The sequence below is a fragment of the Arthrobacter sp. ZGTC212 genome, from assembly GCF_002929255.1.
GTDB lineage: Bacteria > Actinomycetota > Actinomycetes > Actinomycetales > Micrococcaceae > Arthrobacter_B > Arthrobacter_B sunyaminii.
This window is the reverse complement of record NZ_PJIJ01000002.1, coordinates 833340-852213: the sequence shown is the minus strand read 5'-3', so window position 1 is coordinate 852213 and position 18874 is coordinate 833340. Positions and strand designations below refer to the sequence as shown.

Below are 18874 nucleotides of genomic sequence, written 5' to 3'. Positions count from 1 at the left end.
TGTCATGCGTGTCTCCGGAGCAGGAAATCGGAAATCAGCCGTGCCGCTTCGGCCGGCGCTTCGTAGTGGACCAGGTGGCCAACGCCGGGAAGGACGTGCAGCTCGGCATCGGGAATCAGCACGGCCAACCGCTCCTGTCCGGCCACGGAGCCGAGGTCATCGCGCTCCGCGGCGATCAGGAGGACGGGCATGGCCAGCTGTTCGGCGCTGTCCCGGACGGTCGTGGAGATGGAGGCACGGAAGGCATCCAGGACCACGTCACGGTTGGCGAAGGCACTGAAGTAGGCGGCGTGCTGTCCGTGGATCCAGCGGCGCAGCGCAGGGTCCCGGGTTTTGGCCATGAAGATGCTCATGCCCCGGACAATGGCCGGGTGCTGCAGCAGGGCCATGCCCAGAGACTCGGGCAGGCGGGCAGCGGCCAGATAATAAAGTTCGGCGGCTTTGCTGGTGATGCCTTTGGGGCCTTCCAGTGCCGGTTCGCAGATGGGATTGACCAGGACCAGTTCACTCAGCAGCTCCGGGTGATCCGCGGCCACCCGGGACGCGATGATGGAGCCGAAGGAATGTCCCAGCAAAACCGTATCCGGGCCGAGGCCTAGCATCTCGGAGGACAGCAAAGCGGCAACAAAGCCGGCGTACGCCCCGACGTCGTGCGTTCCCGGCAGCGGCTGCCCGAATCCGAAGCCCGGCAGATCGGGCACCAGGATCCGGTGTTGGGGAAGTGCCTCCACCACGCGCAGCAGGCCGTGATGGTCGCCGCGGAACCCGTGGACCATGAAGATCGGGGAACCCGAGGGGTGGCCGGGGACTGCCGGAAAGTCCCAGCAGCGCTGGAGGGTGCCGTCCACCGCAATGGTGCGGACATCCGCGCTGCGCGTCAGCCTGATGTCTGCCACCTGCCTGTCCCGTGGTGCTGTGTGCATTAGTTGACCTTGTCCGGATGGGATCCGGAGCGCTGGTTCCGGTCCAAACCGGTGATGGCAGTCTGCTGCTCGGGCGTCAATTCGAACGAAAAGACGTCCAGATTCTCTGCGATGCGCTCGGCGGAACTGGCCTTGGGAATGGCGATATTCCCTTGTTCAATATGCCAGCGCAGGATCACGCGGGCGGGCGAGACTCCCAGATCTGCGGCGATGGAGGTGATGACCGGATCCGCGAGGACGGCACCGCGGCCCAGCGGGCTCCAGGCAACGGTGCGGATGCCCAGCTCCTGGTGCAGCTTGGTCAGCGGACGCTGCTGCAGCCAGGGGTGCAGTTCCACTTGGTTGACGGCAGGGACCACGTCGGTGGCGTCCATCAGCTGCTGCAGGTGGTCCGGCTGGAAGTTGGACACCCCGATGGCGCGAACCCGGCCGGAGCGGTACAGCTCCTCCAAAGCCCGATACGTGTCAATGAACAACCCCCGCTCGGGGCAGGGCCAGTGGATGAGGTACAGGTCGAGGGTGTCCAGACCAAGGCGTGCCATGGTGGCGTCGAAGGCACGCAGGGTGGAGTCGTAACCCTGGTCCGTGTTCCAGACTTTTGACGTGAGAAATATCTCATTACGGTTGACATTCTCGTCTGCGATAAAGTCCCGTACCGCCTCGCCAACGCCCTCTTCATTGCCGTACAACGCCGCCGTATCGATGTGGCGGTATCCGGTGCCGAGGGCCAGAGTGACAAGATCCGCCGCGTCAGGAGCGGGTACCTTGTAGGTGCCGAAGCCCACCTGATCCATGCGGACGCCGTTGTTGAGGTTGAGTTTGGGTGCCGGTTCCATGCACAAGACTCTACCGAGGATGACGGTTGCCGAGTGAATTCAGCCCGAGTACGGTTGGCCGGTAAGTCTGAGCAAACGGAAACGTTCTGTCTCCGTGCACTGCCTCCTTCTCTGGTGGATGCGGTGTTGGGGGAAACGCTGGAACGCACTAATGCAGAACAGCAATAATTCGCAAATGCGACGGCGGCACTGCCGCCGGCTGTGGGTCCACCCGGGGAGGGAGTCATGGCACAGTTGAGACAGGCCAGCGGGCAATCGGCTGGTTCGAGAAAATTCGAAGGATGGAGAAGTCAATGGTGACTCTCGGTGAGGTATTCCTCAGTGAGTTTGCGGGAACGGCAATGCTAATCCTGCTTGGTTGTGGTGTGGTCGCGAACGTGGCCCTGCGCAAGACGAAGGGCAATGGCGGAGGGACCCTCATGGTCAACTTCGGCTGGGGCCTCGGTGTGTTTGCGGGTGTGTTCGTGGCGGTTCAATCAGGCGCGCATCTGAACCCGGCAGTGACGATGGGTCTGCTTTTCAACGGTTCAGACCTGGCACCCGGAGTGGAGACCAGCTTTGCCTCCGTGATGGTCTACCTGGTCGCGCAGCTGCTTGGCGCAATGCTGGGTGCCGTGCTGGCCTGGCTGGCGTACAAGAAACAGTTCGATGACGAACCCGATGCAGAGAACATCCTGGGCGTGTTCTCCACCGGCCCGACCATCCGCTCCTACGGCTGGAACGTCGTGACGGAAGTTATCGGCACGTTCGTGCTGGTGTTCGTCATCCTCGCCTTCGGCGGAACCCCCAACGAGCTCGGCCCGCTGGCCGTGGGTCTCCTGGTGGTTGCCATCGGTGCTTCGCTTGGCGGCCCCACCGGCTATGCCATCAACCCTGCGCGTGACCTCGGCCCCCGCATCGTCCACGCGCTGCTGCCCATTCCCAACAAGGGCAAGAGCGACTGGGCTTACGCATGGGTGCCGGTTGTCGGGCCCATCATCGGCGGGTCGCTGGCCGGCATTGTCTTCAACGGCATTCCGATGCCTGTTGTCTAAGGCTTTCCCCCGGGCGGACTGTTCCCGCCGCATCCCTGTACGTCCCCCTGTAAAAGGAGCGAAACATGCCTGACCAGAGTTACATCATTGCGATTGACCAGGGCACCACCAGCAGCCGTGCGATCGTTTTTGACCATGACGGCAACATTGTCTCTACCGGCCAGAAGGAACACGAGCAGATCTTCCCCCGCGCCGGCTGGGTGGAGCATGATCCCGAGGAAATCTGGACCAACGTCCGCGAAGTCGTCGGTACCGCACTGTCCAAGGCGAACCTGACGCGGCACGACATCGCCGCCGTCGGCATTACCAACCAGCGCGAAACGGCCGTGGTCTGGGACAAGACCACAGGCAAGCCGGTCTACAACGCCATTGTCTGGCAGGACACCCGCACGCAGCCAACGGTGAACGAGCTGGCCAAGGACGGCGGCCTGGACCGGTACAAGGACCGCGTTGGCCTGCCGCTGGCCACGTACTTCTCGGGCACCAAGATCAAGTGGATCCTGGACAACGTTGAGGGTGCACGGGAACGTGCCGAAGCCGGCGACCTGCTCTTCGGCAACACCGACTCCTGGATTGTCTGGAACCTTACCGGCGGAACCGACGGCGGCGTGCACATCACCGACGTCACCAACGCCTCGCGCACGCTGTTCATGAACCTGGACAGCCTGACCTGGAACGAAGACATTCTCAAGGACTTCGGTGTTCCGCTGTCGATGATGCCGGAGATCAAGTCCTCTTCCGAGGTCTACGGCACCGTCCACACCTCGCAGCTGCTGCGCGAAACCCCGGTTGCCGGCATCCTCGGCGACCAGCAGGCCGCCACGTTCGGCCAGGCCGCCTTTGGCCAGGGTGCTGCCAAGAACACCTACGGCACCGGCTGCTTCCTCATCTTCAACACCGGTGAGGAAATTGTCCGTTCCGAGAACGGCCTGATCACCACCGTGGCCTACCAGATCGGCGATTCCAAGCCGGTGTACGCACTGGAAGGCTCCATTGCGGTCACCGGGTCACTGGTTCAGTGGCTGCGCGACAACCTGGGCATGATCCAGAGCGCCCCGGAGATTGAGCGCCTGGCCAACGAGGTCACCGATAACGGCGGCGTCTACATTGTTCCGGCCTTCTCCGGACTCTTCGCTCCGCACTGGCGCTCCGACGCGCGCGGCGCGATTGTCGGGCTGACCCGCTTCGTGAACAAGAACCACATCGCCCGTGCGGCCTTGGAAGCCACGGCTTTCCAGACGCGCGAGGTGCTCGACGCCGTCAACGCCGACTCCGGCGTTCCGCTCACCGAACTGCGCGTGGACGGCGGCATGGTGGCCAACGAGGCACTCATGCAGTTCCAGGCCGACATCCTCGGCGTGGACGTGGTTCGCCCCAAGATCGTGGAGACGACAGCCCTGGGTGCTGCTTACGCGGCAGGCCTGGCAGTGGGCTACTGGAACGACACCGACGAGCTCGAGACCAAGTGGGCCGAAGACAAGCGCTGGACTCCCCAGATGGAAGACAGCGAACGCCAGCGTCAGATGCGACTGTGGTCCAAGGCCGTCACGCGGACCTTCGACTGGGTTGACGACGACGTGCTGTAACCAGCACTCGGCCTCTTCGGACGGCACCTGGACGTCTGAAGACGACAAGTGAGGATTGGGCCCCGGCGGGCAAACGCCGGGGCCCTTTTCATGCCTCAAGGGATCTGCAGCCGGCCGGTGAGGCGGTTTGACCCACTGTGAACACTTCGGTAGCGTTCCAGCAGCATCAAAGGTGATGCAGGTCACGAAAGCAGGCGCGGGTATTGGAATTTTCCACAACAGCAGGGGACGGGGCATTGCCGGTCGCTGTCATCGGATCCGGGCCGAGCGGACTGGCCGCCATGCGGGCGCTCTCACGCCGGGGGCTGGATTTTGTCGGCTTTGAGCAGTTCACCGATGTGGGCGGGCTGTGGAACATTGATAACCCGGCGAGCACGGTCTACGAGTCGGCACATCTCATTTCTTCGAAGTCCACTACCGCTTTTGCGGAGTATCCGATGCCGGCCGGCACGCCGGACTATCCCGGCCACAGCCATTTGCGGAAATATTTCAGCGGGTACGCGGAAACTTTCGGCCTGTACCGCCACATCCGCTTCTCCACCCGGATAACGGACGCGGTAACGACCGACGACGGGTGGCAGCTGACCTGGCAGGACGGGCAGGGTGCCGGCAGCGGCAGGTTCAGTGCCGTCATCGTCGCCACCGGCACCCTGCACACCCCGGCCATTCCCCGGTTTCCCGGCAACTTCTCCGGCGAGATCCGCCACTCGGCACAGTACAAGAAGGCCACCGATCTTGCCGGAAAACGCGTGCTGATCGTGGGTGCCGGAAACAGCGGCTGCGACATAGCGGTGGACGCCGTGCACCACGCAGCCTCGGTGGACATCAGCGTGCGCCGCGGCTATTACTTTGTGCCGAAATACGTGTTTGGCCGACCCACCGACACCCTCAACCAGGGCAAACCCCTGCCGCGGCCGTTGAAGCAATTCATCGACAAACGGCTGCTGCGCATGTTTACCGGCGACCCACACCGCTTTGGCTTTCCGGCGCCGGACCATCGAATCTATGAGTCGCATCCTGTGGTCAACTCGCTGATCCTGCACCATCTGGGCCATGGCGACCTGCAGGTGAAGGCGGATATCAGCCGCTTCGAGGGCAGCACCGTGCATTTCCGTGACGGCAGTGCCGGGGACTATGACCTCATTCTGCTGGCCACCGGCTACGTGTTGGATTATCCGTTCCTGCGGCCGGAGCTGCTGGGAGGGAACGGGCCGTCCCCGGATCTTTATCTCAACATCTTCAGCCGCGAGGCGAAAAACCTGATGGTGGTGGGCATGGTGGAAGCTTCCGGCCTCGGCTGGGAGGGCCGGTACCGCCAGGCCGAGCTGGTGGCTGCGTATCTCGCTGCGCAGCGGGACGCGCCCGAGATTGCAGGGGCCTTCCGCAGCACCATCAACGGCCCCTCACCGGACGTCACCGGCGGCTACCGCTACCACGGTACTGACCGGGGGAGCCACTACGTCAACAAAGACGCTTACCGGGCAGAGCTCGCGGCCCATCTGGCCCGGCTTGCCGGCCCGGCCGCCGCTTCCGGCGTTTCTGAGCCCGCACTGGCGGAGGCGCGGCGCTGATGCCCATCGACGACGTCGTGCTGAACTTTTCTCCCGGCTCGCTGGTGACCCTGAACGTGGTCCTGGCCGTCATCATCCTCGGGATCGCACTGGAGGTCCGGCCCTCGGACTTCCGCACCGTGCTACGCAGCCCGAAAGCGGTGGTGCTGGGCATCGCGGCACAGTATCTGCTGCTGCCGGCGGTAACGGTTGGCATAGCTCTGGCCCTGCAGGTCCCGGCCTCCATTGCGCTTGGAATGATCCTGGTGGCCTGCTGTCCGCCGGGCGGAATTTCCAACGTCCTCACCCACCGGGCACACGGCGACGTCGCGCTCTCAGCGTCCATGACAGCGGTGTCCAACCTCGTGGCCATCATCGTGATGCCCCTGAACGTGGCCTTCTGGGCGGCGCTGAGCCCCTCCACGGCCTCGCTGATGCGCGACTTCTCCCTGGACCGCGGCGGGATGCTGATTCAGGTGCTGCTGATTATCGGAGTTCCCTTTGCCGTGGGTATGCCCCTGGCCCGCCGCTTTCCGGGAATCATTAACCGGCTCCGGCCCTGGGTGCAGCGGATCGGGCTGGTAGCACTCCTGGCCTTTATCGTTGCCGGGACGGCGAGCAATCTGGGCCCGCTGCGCGAACATCTGGGCACTATCTTCCTGGTGGTGCTGCTGCATGACGCCATTGCGCTGGCGGTGGGCTACTTCAGTGCCGCGGCCGTCCGGCTGGATGAAGCCAGCCGGCGGGCCGTCACCTTTGAGGTGGGTGCCCGCAACACCGGGCTGGGACTCGGGCTGACCCTGACGTTTTTCTCCGGCCTGGGCGGCATGGCCATGGTCGCAGCGTGGTGGGGAATCTGGGACATCCTGGCCGGACTGCTGCTGGCCGCGTGGTGGAGGCGGCGGGATGCCCGGCGTGCCGCTGCAGGGGAACCCCGGGAGGCTTCACTGTGAACCGGGTCTGCGTAACCGGCGGCAATGGATTCCTGGGCAGCGCCGTCGTTGCCCGGCTCGCAGCGGACCCCGGGATCAGCTCCATCCTGAGCCTGGACATCCGCGAACCCGCCGCAGAGCGCCGGCTCGAGGGCGTCGAGTACGCGCTGGCCGATGTCTGCTCGCCGGACGTCGGCCGGCTGCTGAAGGCTCACCGCATCGACACCGTGGTTCATCTGGCGGCCATCGTGAACCCGGGCAGGGACACCAGCAGGGAACAGGAGTTCCAGGTGGACGTGGTGGGATCCCGGAATGTCCTGGCGGCCTGTATCTCCGCCGGGGTTCAGCATGTGGTCATCTCCTCCTCGGGGGCTGCCTACGGTTACCACGCGGACAACGCACCCTGGCTCAGCGAAGGGCATCCGCTGCGCGGCAATGACGAGTTCGCCTATTCCCGGCACAAACGTCTGGTGGAAGAAGAGCTGGCCCGGCTCCGCAGCGATCATCCCGAACTAAAACAGACCATCTTCCGGATCGGCACCATCCTGGGGGAGCGGGTACAAAACCAGATCACCGCCCTGTTTGATGCGCCCCGGCTGCTGCGGGTGGCCGGCAGCGACTCGCCGTTTGTCTTCATCTGGGACGAGGACGTCGCTGACGCCATGGTGCAGGCCGTCCTCACCGGCCGCAGCGGGATCTACAACGTGGCAGGCGACGGCGCGCTGACGGTCCGCGAGATTGCTTCGCTCATGGGAAAGCGGACCATCAGCGTGCCGGCCCCGTTGCTGGCCGCCGGGCTGTGGCTGGGACACAAGCTGAAGCTGACCGTGCACGGACCGGAACAGCTCCGTTTCCTGCGCTACCGGCCGGTTTTGGACAATACGGCACTCAAGAATGAGTTCGGCTTTACGCCCTCGCGCACCAGCAGGGAGGCCTTTCTGGAGTTCCGGGCCGCGAGGGAGGCTGCTGCGGCGGACGTGACGGCAGGCTAGAAGTAGCTCACCCCGTTGGTCTTGAACGGCAGCCCCAGCCCGCCGGCCACCTCGGCCAGAACCTCGGGGCAGAAGAAGTACCACTTCAGTTCCGCGATGAGCGGCGCACCGTGGGCAGCGCGCACGCGCAGGACATCCGCCACCACCCCGGGAGCCTCCGGCGTTTCCTTCGGCCGCTCCCACAGCAGGATGATGTCCTCACCGCCGAAGTGATGGACAGTTGCCCGGTAAAGTTCGGCGGCGTCCGCGCCGAACGTGTGGGTCATGGACCCGGTGCGGATCTGTTCGTGTCCGGTTTCGCTGACATTGCCGATGACCTCGGACCGCCCGCCCGCCAGGAAGAGGTCCACCATGGCATCAATGTCATAGGCGTTGAAGGCCTCCGCCAGCCGGCGCAGCAGCAGTGCGTGTTCCGCCGGCTGCACGGCGCCGGTTTCAGTCCCCGGATTTACGGAAGAAGATGCGCCCAAATCCGAACCGCTGCGGGTTGCCTGGAGGGTGGTGCGCCCGCGGTGCAGGGCAGACTTCACGGCGCCCGGAGTTGTCTCCAGCATGCCGGCGATCTCGGCCAGGGAATAGGAGAACACATCCTTGAGGACCACGCATGCCCGCTCCCGCGGGGGCAGGAGGTGCAGCAACTGACGGAGGGCAGACTCTACGTCCAGGTTTGCCAGGGGATCAGGAGCGGTCTCGTCCGGGAGTTCAGGGGCGGAATCGGTCCACTCCAGAGCCACCCGGCTGCTGCGGCGCAGTGAATCTATCCAGGTGTTCGTGGCAATCCGAACCAGCCACGCCTCAGTATTGAGGATGGGTTCGTGCCGCTGCGAGGCTTCCGCCAGGGCTTTGGTCAGTGTTTCCTGCAGCAAATCCTCCGCATCCCATACCGTGGGGGTCAAGCTGCGGCAGTATGCGTACACGGAGCCCCTCACAGGCTCCAGCGCCAGCAGGAAATCACGGCGGGCGCGGCGCAAATCATTTCGATTATCAGCCAAAGCCGGTGTCTCCGCTGCTGTGCGGACATTGCGTACCGCTGCCGTTCCCGCCTCAAGTGCCATTGACATTTCCCCTCGTTTTCCCCGCCGTCGGCGGTGCCTGATCAAAAGCATGACACTGCGCCATGTCCTTGCCCGGTAGACGCACGGGCACGCCAAAAAGATACGGAAACCGTGAAAACTATCCCGAATGCGGCAGAATCGCCGGATGGAACTGCACACGCCCCGCCTGCTCCTGCGCCCTTACCGGGAGGCGGATTTGTCGGCTGTGCACGGCTTTGCGTCCGACCGGCGGCTGACCGAATACGTTGAATGGGGCCCCAATACCCTGCAGGACAGCCGCGACTTCCTCGCAGCGTGTCGGGCGGAGGGGCAGCAGGATCCGCGGCGGGCCCACACCTTTGCGGTGACCGCGCCCGACGGCGGTGAAGGACCGGGGAGCGGGCCGTTCGGCTCCGTGGGGCTGACACTGGACAACGCCGGCACCGGCGAGGTTGGCTATGTCATCGCCGCAGACCGCTGGGGCTGCGGCTACGCGACCGAGGCCGCGTCCGCCGTCGTGCACTTTGGTTTTACAGTGCTGGGGCTGGACCGCATCCGCGCCACCTGCCGGCCGGGCAACGCCGCTTCGTCCCGGGTGCTGGAGAAAACCGGAATGGTGCTGGAAGCCCGCCTGTCCGCGCACAAGCTGATCCGCGGCAAGTGGGAGGATTCGCTGCTGTATGCGATCAGTCCGTCATAAGGCTGTGGCGCGGCTGCCGCAAAGAGGCGGCTGTTGTAAAGTGGAAAGATGAACGCTTTCCTCCTTCTTAGGTAGCCGCGCACCGTCCGTGCGCGGCCCAGCCCCTTGCCTGCCGAGGGGCTTTTGTGTGTCTGGGGGAGAGCGTGACGAAACTTGAGTTTAAGCGGCGGGACCGGCACGGACCGGCAACCGCGGATCAACAGGATTTCTTTGAGGACAGAGGCGACAACAGTGAGTACGCAGTCACAGACGGATGAGTCTGAAGAGGCCGTATACAGTTTTGCGGACATTGAGCAGAAGTGGCCGGCGGTCTGGGACGAGCTGGGTGTCTTTCAGCCCGCCGACGACGGTTCCAAGGAACGCCGCTATGTCCTGGACATGTTCCCGTACCCCTCCGGTGACCTGCACATGGGCCACGCCGAAGCGTTTGCCATGGGCGACGTCGTCGCGCGCTACTGGCGCCAGCTCGGCTACGACGTGCTGCACCCGATCGGCTGGGACTCCTTCGGCCTGCCTGCAGAGAACGCCGCGATCAAGAACAACGCGCACCCCAGCGACTGGACCTACCGCAACATCGACACGCAGGCCGCGTCGTTCAAGCGCTACGCCATCAGTGTGGACTGGTCGCGCCGGCTCCAGACCTCGGACCCTGAGTACTACCGCTGGACGCAGTGGCTGTTCAAGCGTTTCTACGAGCGGGGCCTGGCCTACCGCAAGAACTCCCCGGTCAACTGGTGCCCGAAGGACCAGACCGTGCTGGCCAACGAGCAGGTTGTCAACGGAGCCTGTGAGCGCTGCGGCACCCAGGTCACCAAGAAGTCGCTGAACCAGTGGTACTTCAAGATCACCGACTACGCCGACCGGCTGCTGGATGACATGGAGCAGCTCAAGGGCCACTGGCCCGAGCGTGTGCTGGCCATGCAGAAAAACTGGATCGGCCGTTCCGAAGGCGCGCATGTCCGGTTCACCATCGAGGCCGACGGCGACAAGCCGGCCGAGCAGGTCACCGTCTTCACCACCCGCCCGGACACCCTGGCCGGAGCGACGTTCTTTGTCGTCGCAGCCGACGCTCCGCTGGCAGTTGAGCTGACCACCGACGAGAACATGGACGCCCTGCTGGATTACCGCGAGCAGGTCAAGGCCCTCTCGGACATCGAGCGCCAGTCCACCGAGCGCACCAAGACCGGCGTCTTCACCGGCCGCTACGCCATTAACCCGCTCAACGGTGAGAAGCTGCCCGTCTGGGCCGCCGACTACGTGCTGGCCGACTACGGCACCGGCGCCATCATGGCCGTGCCCGCGCATGACCAGCGCGACCTGGACTTCGCCAAGACCTTTGACCTGCCGGTCAAGGCTGTCCTGGACACCGGCGAAGAGGATCCGGCAGAGACCGGCATCGCCACCACCGGCGAAGGCACCCTCATCAACTCCGGCAAGCTGGACGGCCTGCCGAAGTCCGAAGCCATTCCCGCCGCCATTGAAATGCTCGAGGAACAGGGCACCGGCGAGAAGTTCGTGAACTTCCGCCTGCGCGACTGGCTGCTGTCCCGCCAGCGCTTCTGGGGCACGCCCATCCCGATCATCCACTGCGAGAAGTGCGGCGAGGTTCCGGTTCCCGATGACCAGCTGCCCGTCACTCTGCCCACCGGGCTGAAGGGCGAGGCGCTGGCACCCAAGGGCACGTCTCCGCTGGCTTCCGCCGAGGACTGGGTCAACGTCTCCTGCCCCAACTGCGACGGCCCGGCCAAGCGCGACACCGACACCATGGACACCTTCGTGGACTCCTCCTGGTACTTCATGCGCTTTGTTTCCCCGCACTACACCGACGGACCGTTCGATCCGGAGGCCGCGAAGAACTGGATGCCGGTCGGCCAGTACGTGGGCGGCGTGGAGCACGCCATCCTGCACCTGCTGTACGCGCGCTTCTTCACCAAGGTGGTCCATGACATGGGCCTGCTGGAAGCCAGCGAACCGTTCAGCTCGCTGCTGAACCAGGGCCAGGTCCTGAACGGCGGCAAGGCTATGTCCAAGTCGCTGGGCAACGGCGTGGACCTGGGCCAGCAGCTGGACAAGTACGGCGTGGACGCGGTGCGCCTGACCATGATCTTCGCTTCCCCGCCGGAGGACGACGTCGACTGGGCGGACGTTTCGCCGTCGGGCTCCGCGAAGTTCCTGGCCCGCGCCTGGCGCCTGGGCCAGGGTGTCACCAGCGAACCCGGCGTCGACTTCGCCAAGGGCGACAAGAAGCTGCGCGCGCTGACGCACCGAACGGTTGCCGATGCGGCCGAACTGCTGGAGAACAACAAGTTCAACGTGGTGGTGGCCCGGACCATGGAACTGGTCAACGCCACCCGCAAGGCGATCGACTCCGGCGTCGGCGGAGCGGACCCGGCCGTCCGCGAAGCCGCCGAGACCGTGGCGATCATCCTGAGCCTGTTCGCCCCGTACACCGCCGAGGACCTGTGGGCACTGCTGGGCCGTCCGGCCTCCGTGGCGAACGCCGGCTGGCCGGCCGTGGACGAAACCCTGCTGGTCCAGGACACGGTCACCGCCGTCGTCCAGGTGCAGGGCAAGGTCCGCGACCGCCTGGAGGTGCCCGCCGACATCAGCGAGGAGGATCTGCGCGAACTGGCGCTGGCCTCGGACGCCGTGCAGAAAACGCTCGACGGCCGCGGCATCCGCACCGTGATCGTGCGCGCTCCGAAACTCGTGAACATCGTTCCGGCGTAGGCTGGCCCTCACGACAGAACACCGTGCACGCTGATTCGGGGACCTATGAACGTGGACTGGCTGGACAAGCTGTCCGCGCGCGCTAAACGGGGGCGGCTTCGGGAAACCGGGACCGCCCCCGCACCCCGGGTCGGCGTGGTCACAGACTCCGCCGCTGCGCTGCCGGAAAGCTGGGCTCAGTCCGCCGAGGTCACCGACCTGGTGCGCGTGGTGTCCATGCCGGTCATGATCGGCGACCAGATTTACAGCGAGGGCACCGACCGCATGATCGGCGCCCTCGCGCTGGCTCTGGCTCAGGGGTCCGACGTGCGGACCTCCCGTCCCGCTCCGGGGCAGTTCGAGGCCGCCTATGCAGAGCTGGCTGCGGCGGGCTGTTCGTCGATTGTCTCGCTGCATCTCTCCGGCGAATTGTCCGGAACCGTGGATTCCGCCCGACTGGCGGCCCGGACCGCTGCCGTTCCCGTGACCGTCATCGACACGGCCAGTGTGGCGATGGGCGTGGGTTTCGCCGTCGCCGCCGCTGCGGAAACGGCGCGCGACGGCGGAACAGCGGCGGCCGTGGCCGATGCGGCACGCGCAGCGGCGAAGTCCGCCAGCATACTTTTCTACGTTCCCAGCCTGGAGCAGCTGCGCCGCGGCGGCAGGATCAGCGCCGCCGCCGGCTGGTTCGGCACCCTGTTTGCGGTCAAACCCATCCTGGTGGTGCGTGAGGGCAAGGTGGTTCCGCTGGAACGGGTGCGGTCCGCGCCCCGTGCGCTGGCCCGGCTCACCGAACTGGTCCGGCAAAACATCACCGCCCGCACCGGCCGGGTGCGGGTGGCCGTGCATCACTTCGGCAATGAAGTGGAGGCCGAGCGTCTGGCCGGAACCATCGCGGAGGCCGCCCCCGACGTCGAACTGATGATCTGCTCGCTGCCCGCCGTGCTGGCAGCCCATGCCGGACTGGGGGTGCTGGCCGTGGCGGTCTCCGGTGATTCCGGAGCGGCACCGCAGGTGCAGGTTTCCGGGCCGGAGGCCGGACCCGGAAGCAGCTAGGCCTACACGTGGTTGCTCCCGCCGCCGTCCTATGTTTAGGTGAAGCACTGGTTGGACCAAATGCATTCCCTGGAGGAAAAGTGGCGGGAACAGAGACATCGAGTCTGTATCGGCGAACATTGCGCATAGGAATCATCCTGGGCGCGGTCGGCCTTCTCGTACTGGTGCTCACTGACCCGTTCATTCGGAACTTCGGTGCGCTCAACTTCAACGGTGAGAACGGGTTCTTCGTGGTTTTGACCCAAGTATATTTACACGCCCCCCAAGTTTGTCTCACTTTTTCGGCTGCTTTGATCTCCGCGGCATTGGTGATGCGCCACATTGATGCCGCGAAGGTCAATGCCGCTCCATCAGGGCGGCACCAGCCGTCCGACGATTTTGGTGCCTGAAGGGTATCTGTGCCTCAGACGCGGGCCTGGACAAGATTTGCGAACGGCAGTTTGCCGTAAGCCTGCAGGAACTGCGCGTGGTATGCCGCCAGCGCCGGATTGAGCTGTTCAGCCGGCAGCTCCTTCCATGCCAGGAGAAGGTCTTCCGAGTCCGCCAGCTGCCAGATCAGCCGGCCGTCCCAGTGTCCCGGCGGCAAGCCGTTTCCGAAGTCCACAAATTCAGAGATCTGGCGCCGGAGCCCGCGGTTGCCCTTGCTGCCGGGGCTGGCTTTTCCAATAAACAGTATGTCCGCTTCCGGCACCCATTCAGCGGCGAGCTTGTCCTTGGGCAGAGAAGGGTTTTTCTTTTTGAAGACGCCGGCCGTGCTTGTGCGGAGGAACCGTGGTTCAAAGCCCTGCGGCCTCACAACAGCGAAGAGTCCCTGCCGCTGCGGGATCCGATTGATGTCCAGGGTGTTCACGGACCGGAATCCGGTGAACCCGTCGGTCTGGAGGGACTTCTTATTCAACGGGTTCGGGCTCCTGGATAGGGGTGGGGGCGTACGCAGGCCCGGAGATCGGGTAATGCGCACCGTCAATCTTACCGGGCCGCTCCTTGGACAGACAGCAAGCGAACAGTGGCCGCTGGTGCAATAGGCGGTAGATTATTTCAAGCATCATCCGGGGTGGAAATGCTCCCGCTCCCCGGACACACGAACGATAGGCAGATCAAGGATGTCCCTGGAGGCCGCTCTCAACATAGCCATGACCCTGGCAATTGCAGCACTTGCCTGGTGGGCGCGGAGGTACCCCAACCGGGCCAAGGATTATCCGGAGCGGGTGAGGATGCCTAAGTTCATTGCCTTTATAGGGTGGCTGTTTGTTGTAGTGGGGCTTCTTATGGGGATATGGGCCTTTACCTGGCCCGAAGGCCCGCTCGGTGCCCGAATCGCTTCGGCGGCGATTGTTGCCGGTGGAATCGGTTTCATCGCCATGTACCGCAATTTCTACATCGTGACTGGACCCTATGAGGTGGTTTTCCGCAGTGTGCTCGGTAACGAGCAGGTCATTCGCTACCGGGAGATCGTGCATTACAGCGTGGCTCCTTTGAGAGGTCAGCAATTCCTGGACGTGAGGTCCGTTCACGGAGTGAAGCTCAGCATGAACATCAGCGCCTACGATCTGAGGCCCCTGTTGCAGGCCATTGATTATCGCCAGGCCACGGGTCGCTGGCCCGTCCCTGTTGATGCTCCGATTTCGGAATCTCCCTCAGCGACGGACCTGCGGTAGCCCGCCTGATGTCCCTGCACAGGGAGTTCGGATGTGACGGAACAGCCCTTGTTCTACACACATCCCGGACTCTTTCATCGGCAGGTTCCGGCGCCGCTCTAGCTTGGGCGGTATGGCAGAACACCGCTGGGACACGGCATCCTCCACCGCAACGCGAACGCCCCGGCGGCGCTGGCTCATGTCCTTGCGCGGTGCTGTCCTTGCCGTCTGTCTGCTGATCGGCCTCACGGCAGGCGTCACCGTGCTTCGTGGCGGTGGAACAAATGTGGAGGTCGGCAGCGTCGAGCTGGCTGAGGGAGGAGCGGACTCCACCGCGCATCCTGAGTCGGGAAGCGATGAAGGCCCTGAGCCAGAAGGGCCAGGTGTTGCCGGGGGACACGGCACGGACGGTAGTGTCGCTGACCGGACCGACGGCGGTCCGGGGTCAAGGACCACCCCACCAGGCACTTCGGATCCTGCTGCGCCACCCTCGGTCCTGATTGTCCATGTGGCCGGAGCCGTGGTCCGTCCGGGCGTGGTGCAGGTTCCCTCCGGCAGCCGGGCCGGTGACGCAGTGGATGCCGCGGGAGGAACGGCAACCGACGCCGATCTTGCCGCGGTGAACCTGGCGGCTCCACTGCAGGACGGAATGATGGTGGTTGTTCCCCGCATTGGAGAAAACGCGGGAACTCCGCCGCCGGCGTCGGGCATGGGTGGGGCGGGTGCGCCGGAAAGCGGGCAGGGCGCCGGCGGAACCGGTGCCGGCGGGCCAGGCGGCACCGGGGGAGCAAACAATTCAGGAGCTTTGATCAACATCAACTCCGCCTCATTGCAGGAACTTGATTCCCTGCCCCGGGTTGGACCCGTGATTGCACAGCGGATCATTGATTGGCGCGAGGAGCACGGCAGCTTCTCCCGGCCTGAGGATCTGGATGCGGTTCCCGGCATTGGTGAAGCCATGATGGCCGCTCTGCTGCCGCTCATTACCGTCTGACAGCGGCTTCATGATGGATGGCAAAGGCTCCGCCGATGCGCCAAAGTCCAGTGACGACGTGGTCCGGGTGCAGGGCGTGGATGGTTTCCACGAGGGCCGGAGGGTTCGGGTCAGCGGCTGGCACCGGTACACGGCCGCCGCGCTTCGGGGGGACGTCCAGCCTCACGGCACGGATCCACCGGAGCCTCCCGGTCCGTGGCGCCCTGAGGCACCTCGGGTTCCTGCGGTGGTTTCGCGCGGCCACTTCCGTCCCAGTGTCAGCAGGGTTGTCCAGCGGATTCGTGCCCTGGTGCCGGAAAGGCCTGCTGATGCACGAATCCATCCCCTGCTGGAGTTCCGGCTGGTGCCGGTAGCCGCCGCGGCATGGGCGGGGGCGTTCCTCGCAGTGCGCCTCCCTGGCCATGAAGCAAGAGTGCTCGGGGCGGTGCTGGCTCTGGTATCGATCGTGCTTCTGGTCCTGGTTCCGGTGCTGCGGCGGACAGGAAGCCGCAGCGGGATATTTGTCCGGGCTGTTGCCGTTCCCGCCGCTGCTGCAGCACTGGTCTGCGTTGGCGCCGGCACCCTGACCGCGGAACGGACGGCCGGGCCAATCGCTTCAGCCATTTCTGAAGGCAGGACGGTCACGGGCGAGTTTCGTGCGTCCACGGATGCCCGGGCCGTGGCGGCCGATCGCTTCAGCGGCGATTCCCGGTACATTACCGAGGCAGTACTTCAGCAGGCCACCAGCGACGGTCAGAGGTTCTCCGCTGCCGCAACAGTCTTGGTGATCGGCGGCAGCGGCTACTCGGACATTCAGCTCGGAGACCACTTCGCTGCGGCCGGATCGCTGCAGGCCACGGATCCCGGTGAGCGTTCAGTGGCCCTGCTGTACGCAAACGGCCAGCCTGAGGTGGAAGCCGCCGGCGGGTGGTACGGCGAAACGGCACGTATACGCCGAACCTTCTCAGCTGCGGCGGCTGAACACGCCGGGCTTACGGGCAGGGACGCAGCAGGTCTCTTGCCCGGGATGGTCCTGGGGGACCGCAGCACGCTGGACGACGCGCTGGAAACAGCCATGAAAAACACCGGACTCACTCACATAACAGCTGTTTCAGGAGCCAACTGCGGTTACTTATTGGCGTTCGTCTTCCTGATGGCGCGGGCTGTCAGACTGCCGCGGGGCTGGGCCGCCGCGGCCGGAGTAGCGGCGCTGCTGGGCTTCGTGCTGGTGGTACGCCCGGATGCCAGTGTCCTGAGAGCTGCGGTCATGGGTAGCCTGGGGACCATCGCCGTCTTGTCCGGACGGGGAAAGCTGCCGGCAGCTCTGCTCTGCCTTTCCATTACGGTCCTGCTGGCGGTGGATCCCTGGCTCAGCGGAAGCTACGCCTTCATCCTCTCGGTGCTGGCAACATCCGGGTTGATCCTGTTGGGTCCGCGGCTGACGGAACTATTGGCCAGACGGCTTCCCTGGCCGCTGGCAGCCGCCCTGGCCGTGCCGATGGCGGCACAGTTTTTCTGTTCACCGGTCCTGGTGCTCCTGCAGCCGCAGGTTCCGGCGTTTTCCCTGCCTGCGAATGTAGCCGTGGCGCCCGTCGTGCCGCTGGTGACTGTGGTCGGAATGCTGGCTGCCGTTGTAGCGGCCACGGTACCGGTTGCGGCCGGACCGTTCGTGCTGATTTCCGGTGCAGGTGCGGCTTGGACGGCAGGCATGGCCCGCTTCTTCGACGGGCTTCCCGGTTCACTGGTGCCGTGGCCATCCGGCGTTGCGGGCGTGATCCTGATGGTGCTGGCTGCCGGCACCGGTGTCTGGCTCCTGTGGCGCTTTGGGCCGTCGCCGGAGTCAATGCAGTCGGCCCGCTCTGCATCGGCCCGCTCTGCATCGGCCCGCTCTGCACCGGTCCGCTCTGGACCTGTGCGGCCACGCCGACACCTGGCTCTCGCTGCAGCACTGTTGCTACTACCAGCCGGCGCTGCCGCCGTTTGGACCCAGCTGCGCCCAGGACCTGCGCCCACTGGATGGATGGCCGCTGCCTGTGATGTGGGTCAGGGCGACGGACTGGTCGTGAGGACGGCAGCACATCGTGCCGTGGTGATCGACGCCGGACCCGATCCGGATTCCATGGATAACTGCTTGAAGCGGTTGCAGGTGGAAACCGTGGACCTTTTCATCCTGTCCCATGCCCATTTGGACCACTACGGAGGAGCCGAAGGTGTGCTGCGGGGCAGGGAGGTGAACCACGTCGCCTATTCGACGGCTGAAGCGGATCTTCCCGAACCCCTGCGGACACTGCTCTCAGACTCCGGAGCCGAACTGACCCGGATGACCGAGGGCATGACCTCTCAAGCCGGCGCCGTGGAATGGGAAGTGCTGTGGCCACCCGCCCGGGGTAGACAGGCTAGTGAAAACGACGCGAGCTCCGTGATCCTGATGACAGTGGGGCCGACGGTGGAACCTGGACGGGACGTGCCGGAGGGACACGGTTTCACAATGCTGCTTACCGGGGATATTGAGGAGGATGCGTCCGGTGCCCTGCTGTCCCGGCATGCCTGGCTGCGCGACGCCGGAGTGGATGTCCTGAAAGTGCCCCACCACGGAGCCCGCAACGGCGGTACCGGGCTGATCGAGGAACTGAATCCGCGCCTGGCCCTGATCTCCGTTGGCGCCGACAATGAGTACGGTCATCCGGCAGCGGAAATTTTGGAAGTTCTGCAACGGTCCGGAACCGCCGTCGTGCGAACAGATGAACTTGGCTCCATCAGTCTGGAGACGGACGGATCGTCGTTGACATGGGATCGCGTGGACGGGCGTTGAGTCGTTGCAGCGACTCAGCCCTAAAGGTGCCGGCGGGAGCTGGCAGGTAATGTTGGAGTGTTCCCAAACGTCATTTCCGCTTGTTCCCATCCCAGGAGTT

General features: G+C 64.8%; 16 protein-coding genes. 12 read left to right on the top strand and 4 right to left on the bottom strand.

From position 1 onward, the window contains the following. Positions 1-2 precede the first annotated feature (2 nt). Both CXQ89_RS10585 and CXQ89_RS10580 read right to left on the bottom strand, forming a co-directional pair. A complete protein-coding gene (locus CXQ89_RS10585) occupies positions 3-923 on the bottom strand; it encodes an alpha/beta fold hydrolase (RefSeq protein WP_104161202.1) in 921 nt (306 codons plus the stop codon). Beyond that, entirely contained in the window at positions 923-1759 is an 837-nt protein-coding gene (locus CXQ89_RS10580; RefSeq protein ID WP_104161201.1) for an aldo/keto reductase, read from the bottom strand. Before CXQ89_RS10580 ends, CXQ89_RS10585 begins: the two co-directional genes overlap by 1 nt. A 296-nt stretch (positions 1760-2055) precedes the next feature. On the opposite strand from CXQ89_RS10580, the gene CXQ89_RS10575 reads away from it, so the two are divergent. The 5 genes from CXQ89_RS10575 to CXQ89_RS10555 all read left to right on the top strand — a co-directional run bounded on the left by CXQ89_RS10575 (position 2056) and on the right by CXQ89_RS10555 (position 7853). Beyond that, a complete protein-coding gene (locus tag CXQ89_RS10575) occupies positions 2056-2793 on the top strand; it encodes an MIP/aquaporin family protein (RefSeq protein ID WP_104054802.1) in 738 nt (245 codons plus the stop codon). Positions 2794-2858: 65 nt separating this feature from the next. Next, entirely contained in the window at positions 2859-4379 is a 1521-nt protein-coding gene (glpK, locus tag CXQ89_RS10570) for a glycerol kinase GlpK (RefSeq protein ID WP_104161200.1), read from the top strand. A 203-nt stretch (positions 4380-4582) separates the two neighbouring features. Continuing rightward, a complete protein-coding gene (locus CXQ89_RS10565; RefSeq protein WP_258060031.1) occupies positions 4583-5950 on the top strand; it encodes an NAD(P)/FAD-dependent oxidoreductase in 1368 nt (455 codons plus the stop codon). Continuing rightward, positions 5950-6882 (top strand): bile acid:sodium symporter family protein, encoded by a 933-nt coding sequence (locus CXQ89_RS10560; RefSeq protein WP_104161199.1) that lies wholly within the window; start codon positions 5950-5952, stop codon positions 6880-6882. Before CXQ89_RS10565 ends, CXQ89_RS10560 begins: the two co-directional genes overlap by 1 nt. Then, a complete protein-coding gene (locus tag CXQ89_RS10555) occupies positions 6879-7853 on the top strand; it encodes an SDR family oxidoreductase (RefSeq protein WP_104161198.1) in 975 nt (324 codons plus the stop codon). The genes CXQ89_RS10560 and CXQ89_RS10555 overlap by 4 nt, the downstream gene beginning before the upstream one ends. Here CXQ89_RS10555 and CXQ89_RS10550 read toward each other — a convergent pair. Then, positions 7850-8908: an RNA polymerase sigma factor gene (locus CXQ89_RS10550; RefSeq protein ID WP_181032293.1), complete on the bottom strand. Its 1059-nt coding sequence runs from the start codon at positions 8906-8908 to the stop codon at positions 7850-7852. The two genes, CXQ89_RS10555 and CXQ89_RS10550, sit on opposite strands and share 4 nt — an antisense overlap. A 145-nt stretch (positions 8909-9053) precedes the next feature. Between CXQ89_RS10550 and CXQ89_RS10545 the strand changes: the two genes are divergently transcribed. From CXQ89_RS10545 to CXQ89_RS10530, 4 genes are all read left to right on the top strand, one after another. After that, positions 9054-9587 (top strand): GNAT family N-acetyltransferase, encoded by a 534-nt coding sequence (locus CXQ89_RS10545; RefSeq protein WP_181032292.1) that lies wholly within the window; start codon positions 9054-9056, stop codon positions 9585-9587. A gap of 231 nt (positions 9588-9818) precedes the next feature. Further along, the gene (gene leuS / locus CXQ89_RS10540; protein WP_374952979.1) at positions 9819-12317 is read left to right on the top strand and encodes a leucine--tRNA ligase; all 2499 of its coding nucleotides are present in this window, start codon (positions 9819-9821) and stop codon (positions 12315-12317) included. 45 nt (positions 12318-12362) lie between these two features. Next, positions 12363-13352 (top strand): DegV family protein, encoded by a 990-nt coding sequence (locus tag CXQ89_RS10535; protein ID WP_104161195.1) that lies wholly within the window; start codon positions 12363-12365, stop codon positions 13350-13352. 80 nt (positions 13353-13432) lie between these two features. Next, on the top strand, positions 13433-13741 hold the full coding sequence (locus CXQ89_RS10530) for a hypothetical protein (protein WP_146067226.1): 309 nt from the start codon (positions 13433-13435) through the stop codon (positions 13739-13741). 14 nt (positions 13742-13755) lie between these two features. Here the strand turns inward: CXQ89_RS10530 and CXQ89_RS10525 are convergent, their stop codons facing one another. Then, positions 13756-14250, bottom strand: a complete 495-nt coding sequence (locus tag CXQ89_RS10525) for a hypothetical protein (RefSeq protein WP_104161193.1) — start codon at positions 14248-14250, stop codon at positions 13756-13758. A gap of 235 nt (positions 14251-14485) precedes the next feature. Here CXQ89_RS10525 and CXQ89_RS10520 point away from each other — a divergent pair, with 235 nt between their 5' ends. The 3 genes from CXQ89_RS10520 (at position 14486) to CXQ89_RS10510 (ending at position 18774) form a co-directional block, all read left to right on the top strand. Then, positions 14486-15010: a hypothetical protein gene (locus CXQ89_RS10520; protein WP_258060030.1), complete on the top strand. Its 525-nt coding sequence runs from the start codon at positions 14486-14488 to the stop codon at positions 15008-15010. 112 nt (positions 15011-15122) lie between these two features. Then, positions 15123-15983, top strand: a complete 861-nt coding sequence (locus tag CXQ89_RS10515; protein WP_104161192.1) for a helix-hairpin-helix domain-containing protein — start codon at positions 15123-15125, stop codon at positions 15981-15983. Positions 15984-15993: 10 nt separating this feature from the next. Beyond that, positions 15994-18774: a ComEC/Rec2 family competence protein gene (locus tag CXQ89_RS10510; RefSeq protein WP_104161191.1), complete on the top strand. Its 2781-nt coding sequence runs from the start codon at positions 15994-15996 to the stop codon at positions 18772-18774. The last annotated feature ends 100 nt before the right edge of the window (positions 18775-18874 follow it).

What these genes read in the sequence shown, in the direction of transcription:
- CXQ89_RS10535 (WP_104161195.1), top strand. Translation starts at nt 12,363, where the DNA reads ATGAACGTGGACTGGCTGGACAAGCTGTCCGCGCGCGCTAAACGGGGG.
- CXQ89_RS10545 (WP_181032292.1), top strand. Translation starts at nt 9,054, where the DNA reads ATGGAACTGCACACGCCCCGCCTGCTCCTGCGCCCTTACCGGGAGGCG.
- CXQ89_RS10515 (WP_104161192.1), top strand. Translation starts at nt 15,123, where the DNA reads ATGGCAGAACACCGCTGGGACACGGCATCCTCCACCGCAACGCGAACG.
- CXQ89_RS10585 (WP_104161202.1), bottom strand. Translation starts at nt 923, where the DNA reads ATGCACACAGCACCACGGGACAGGCAGGTGGCAGACATCAGGCTGACG.
- CXQ89_RS10550 (WP_181032293.1), bottom strand. Translation starts at nt 8,908, where the DNA reads ATGGCACTTGAGGCGGGAACGGCAGCGGTACGCAATGTCCGCACAGCA.
- CXQ89_RS10580 (WP_104161201.1), bottom strand. Translation starts at nt 1,759, where the DNA reads ATGGAACCGGCACCCAAACTCAACCTCAACAACGGCGTCCGCATGGAT.
- CXQ89_RS10510 (WP_104161191.1), top strand. Translation starts at nt 15,994, where the DNA reads ATGATGGATGGCAAAGGCTCCGCCGATGCGCCAAAGTCCAGTGACGAC.
- CXQ89_RS10520 (WP_258060030.1), top strand. Translation starts at nt 14,486, where the DNA reads ATGACCCTGGCAATTGCAGCACTTGCCTGGTGGGCGCGGAGGTACCCC.
- glpK (WP_104161200.1), top strand. Translation starts at nt 2,859, where the DNA reads ATGCCTGACCAGAGTTACATCATTGCGATTGACCAGGGCACCACCAGC.
- CXQ89_RS10560 (WP_104161199.1), top strand. Translation starts at nt 5,950, where the DNA reads ATGCCCATCGACGACGTCGTGCTGAACTTTTCTCCCGGCTCGCTGGTG.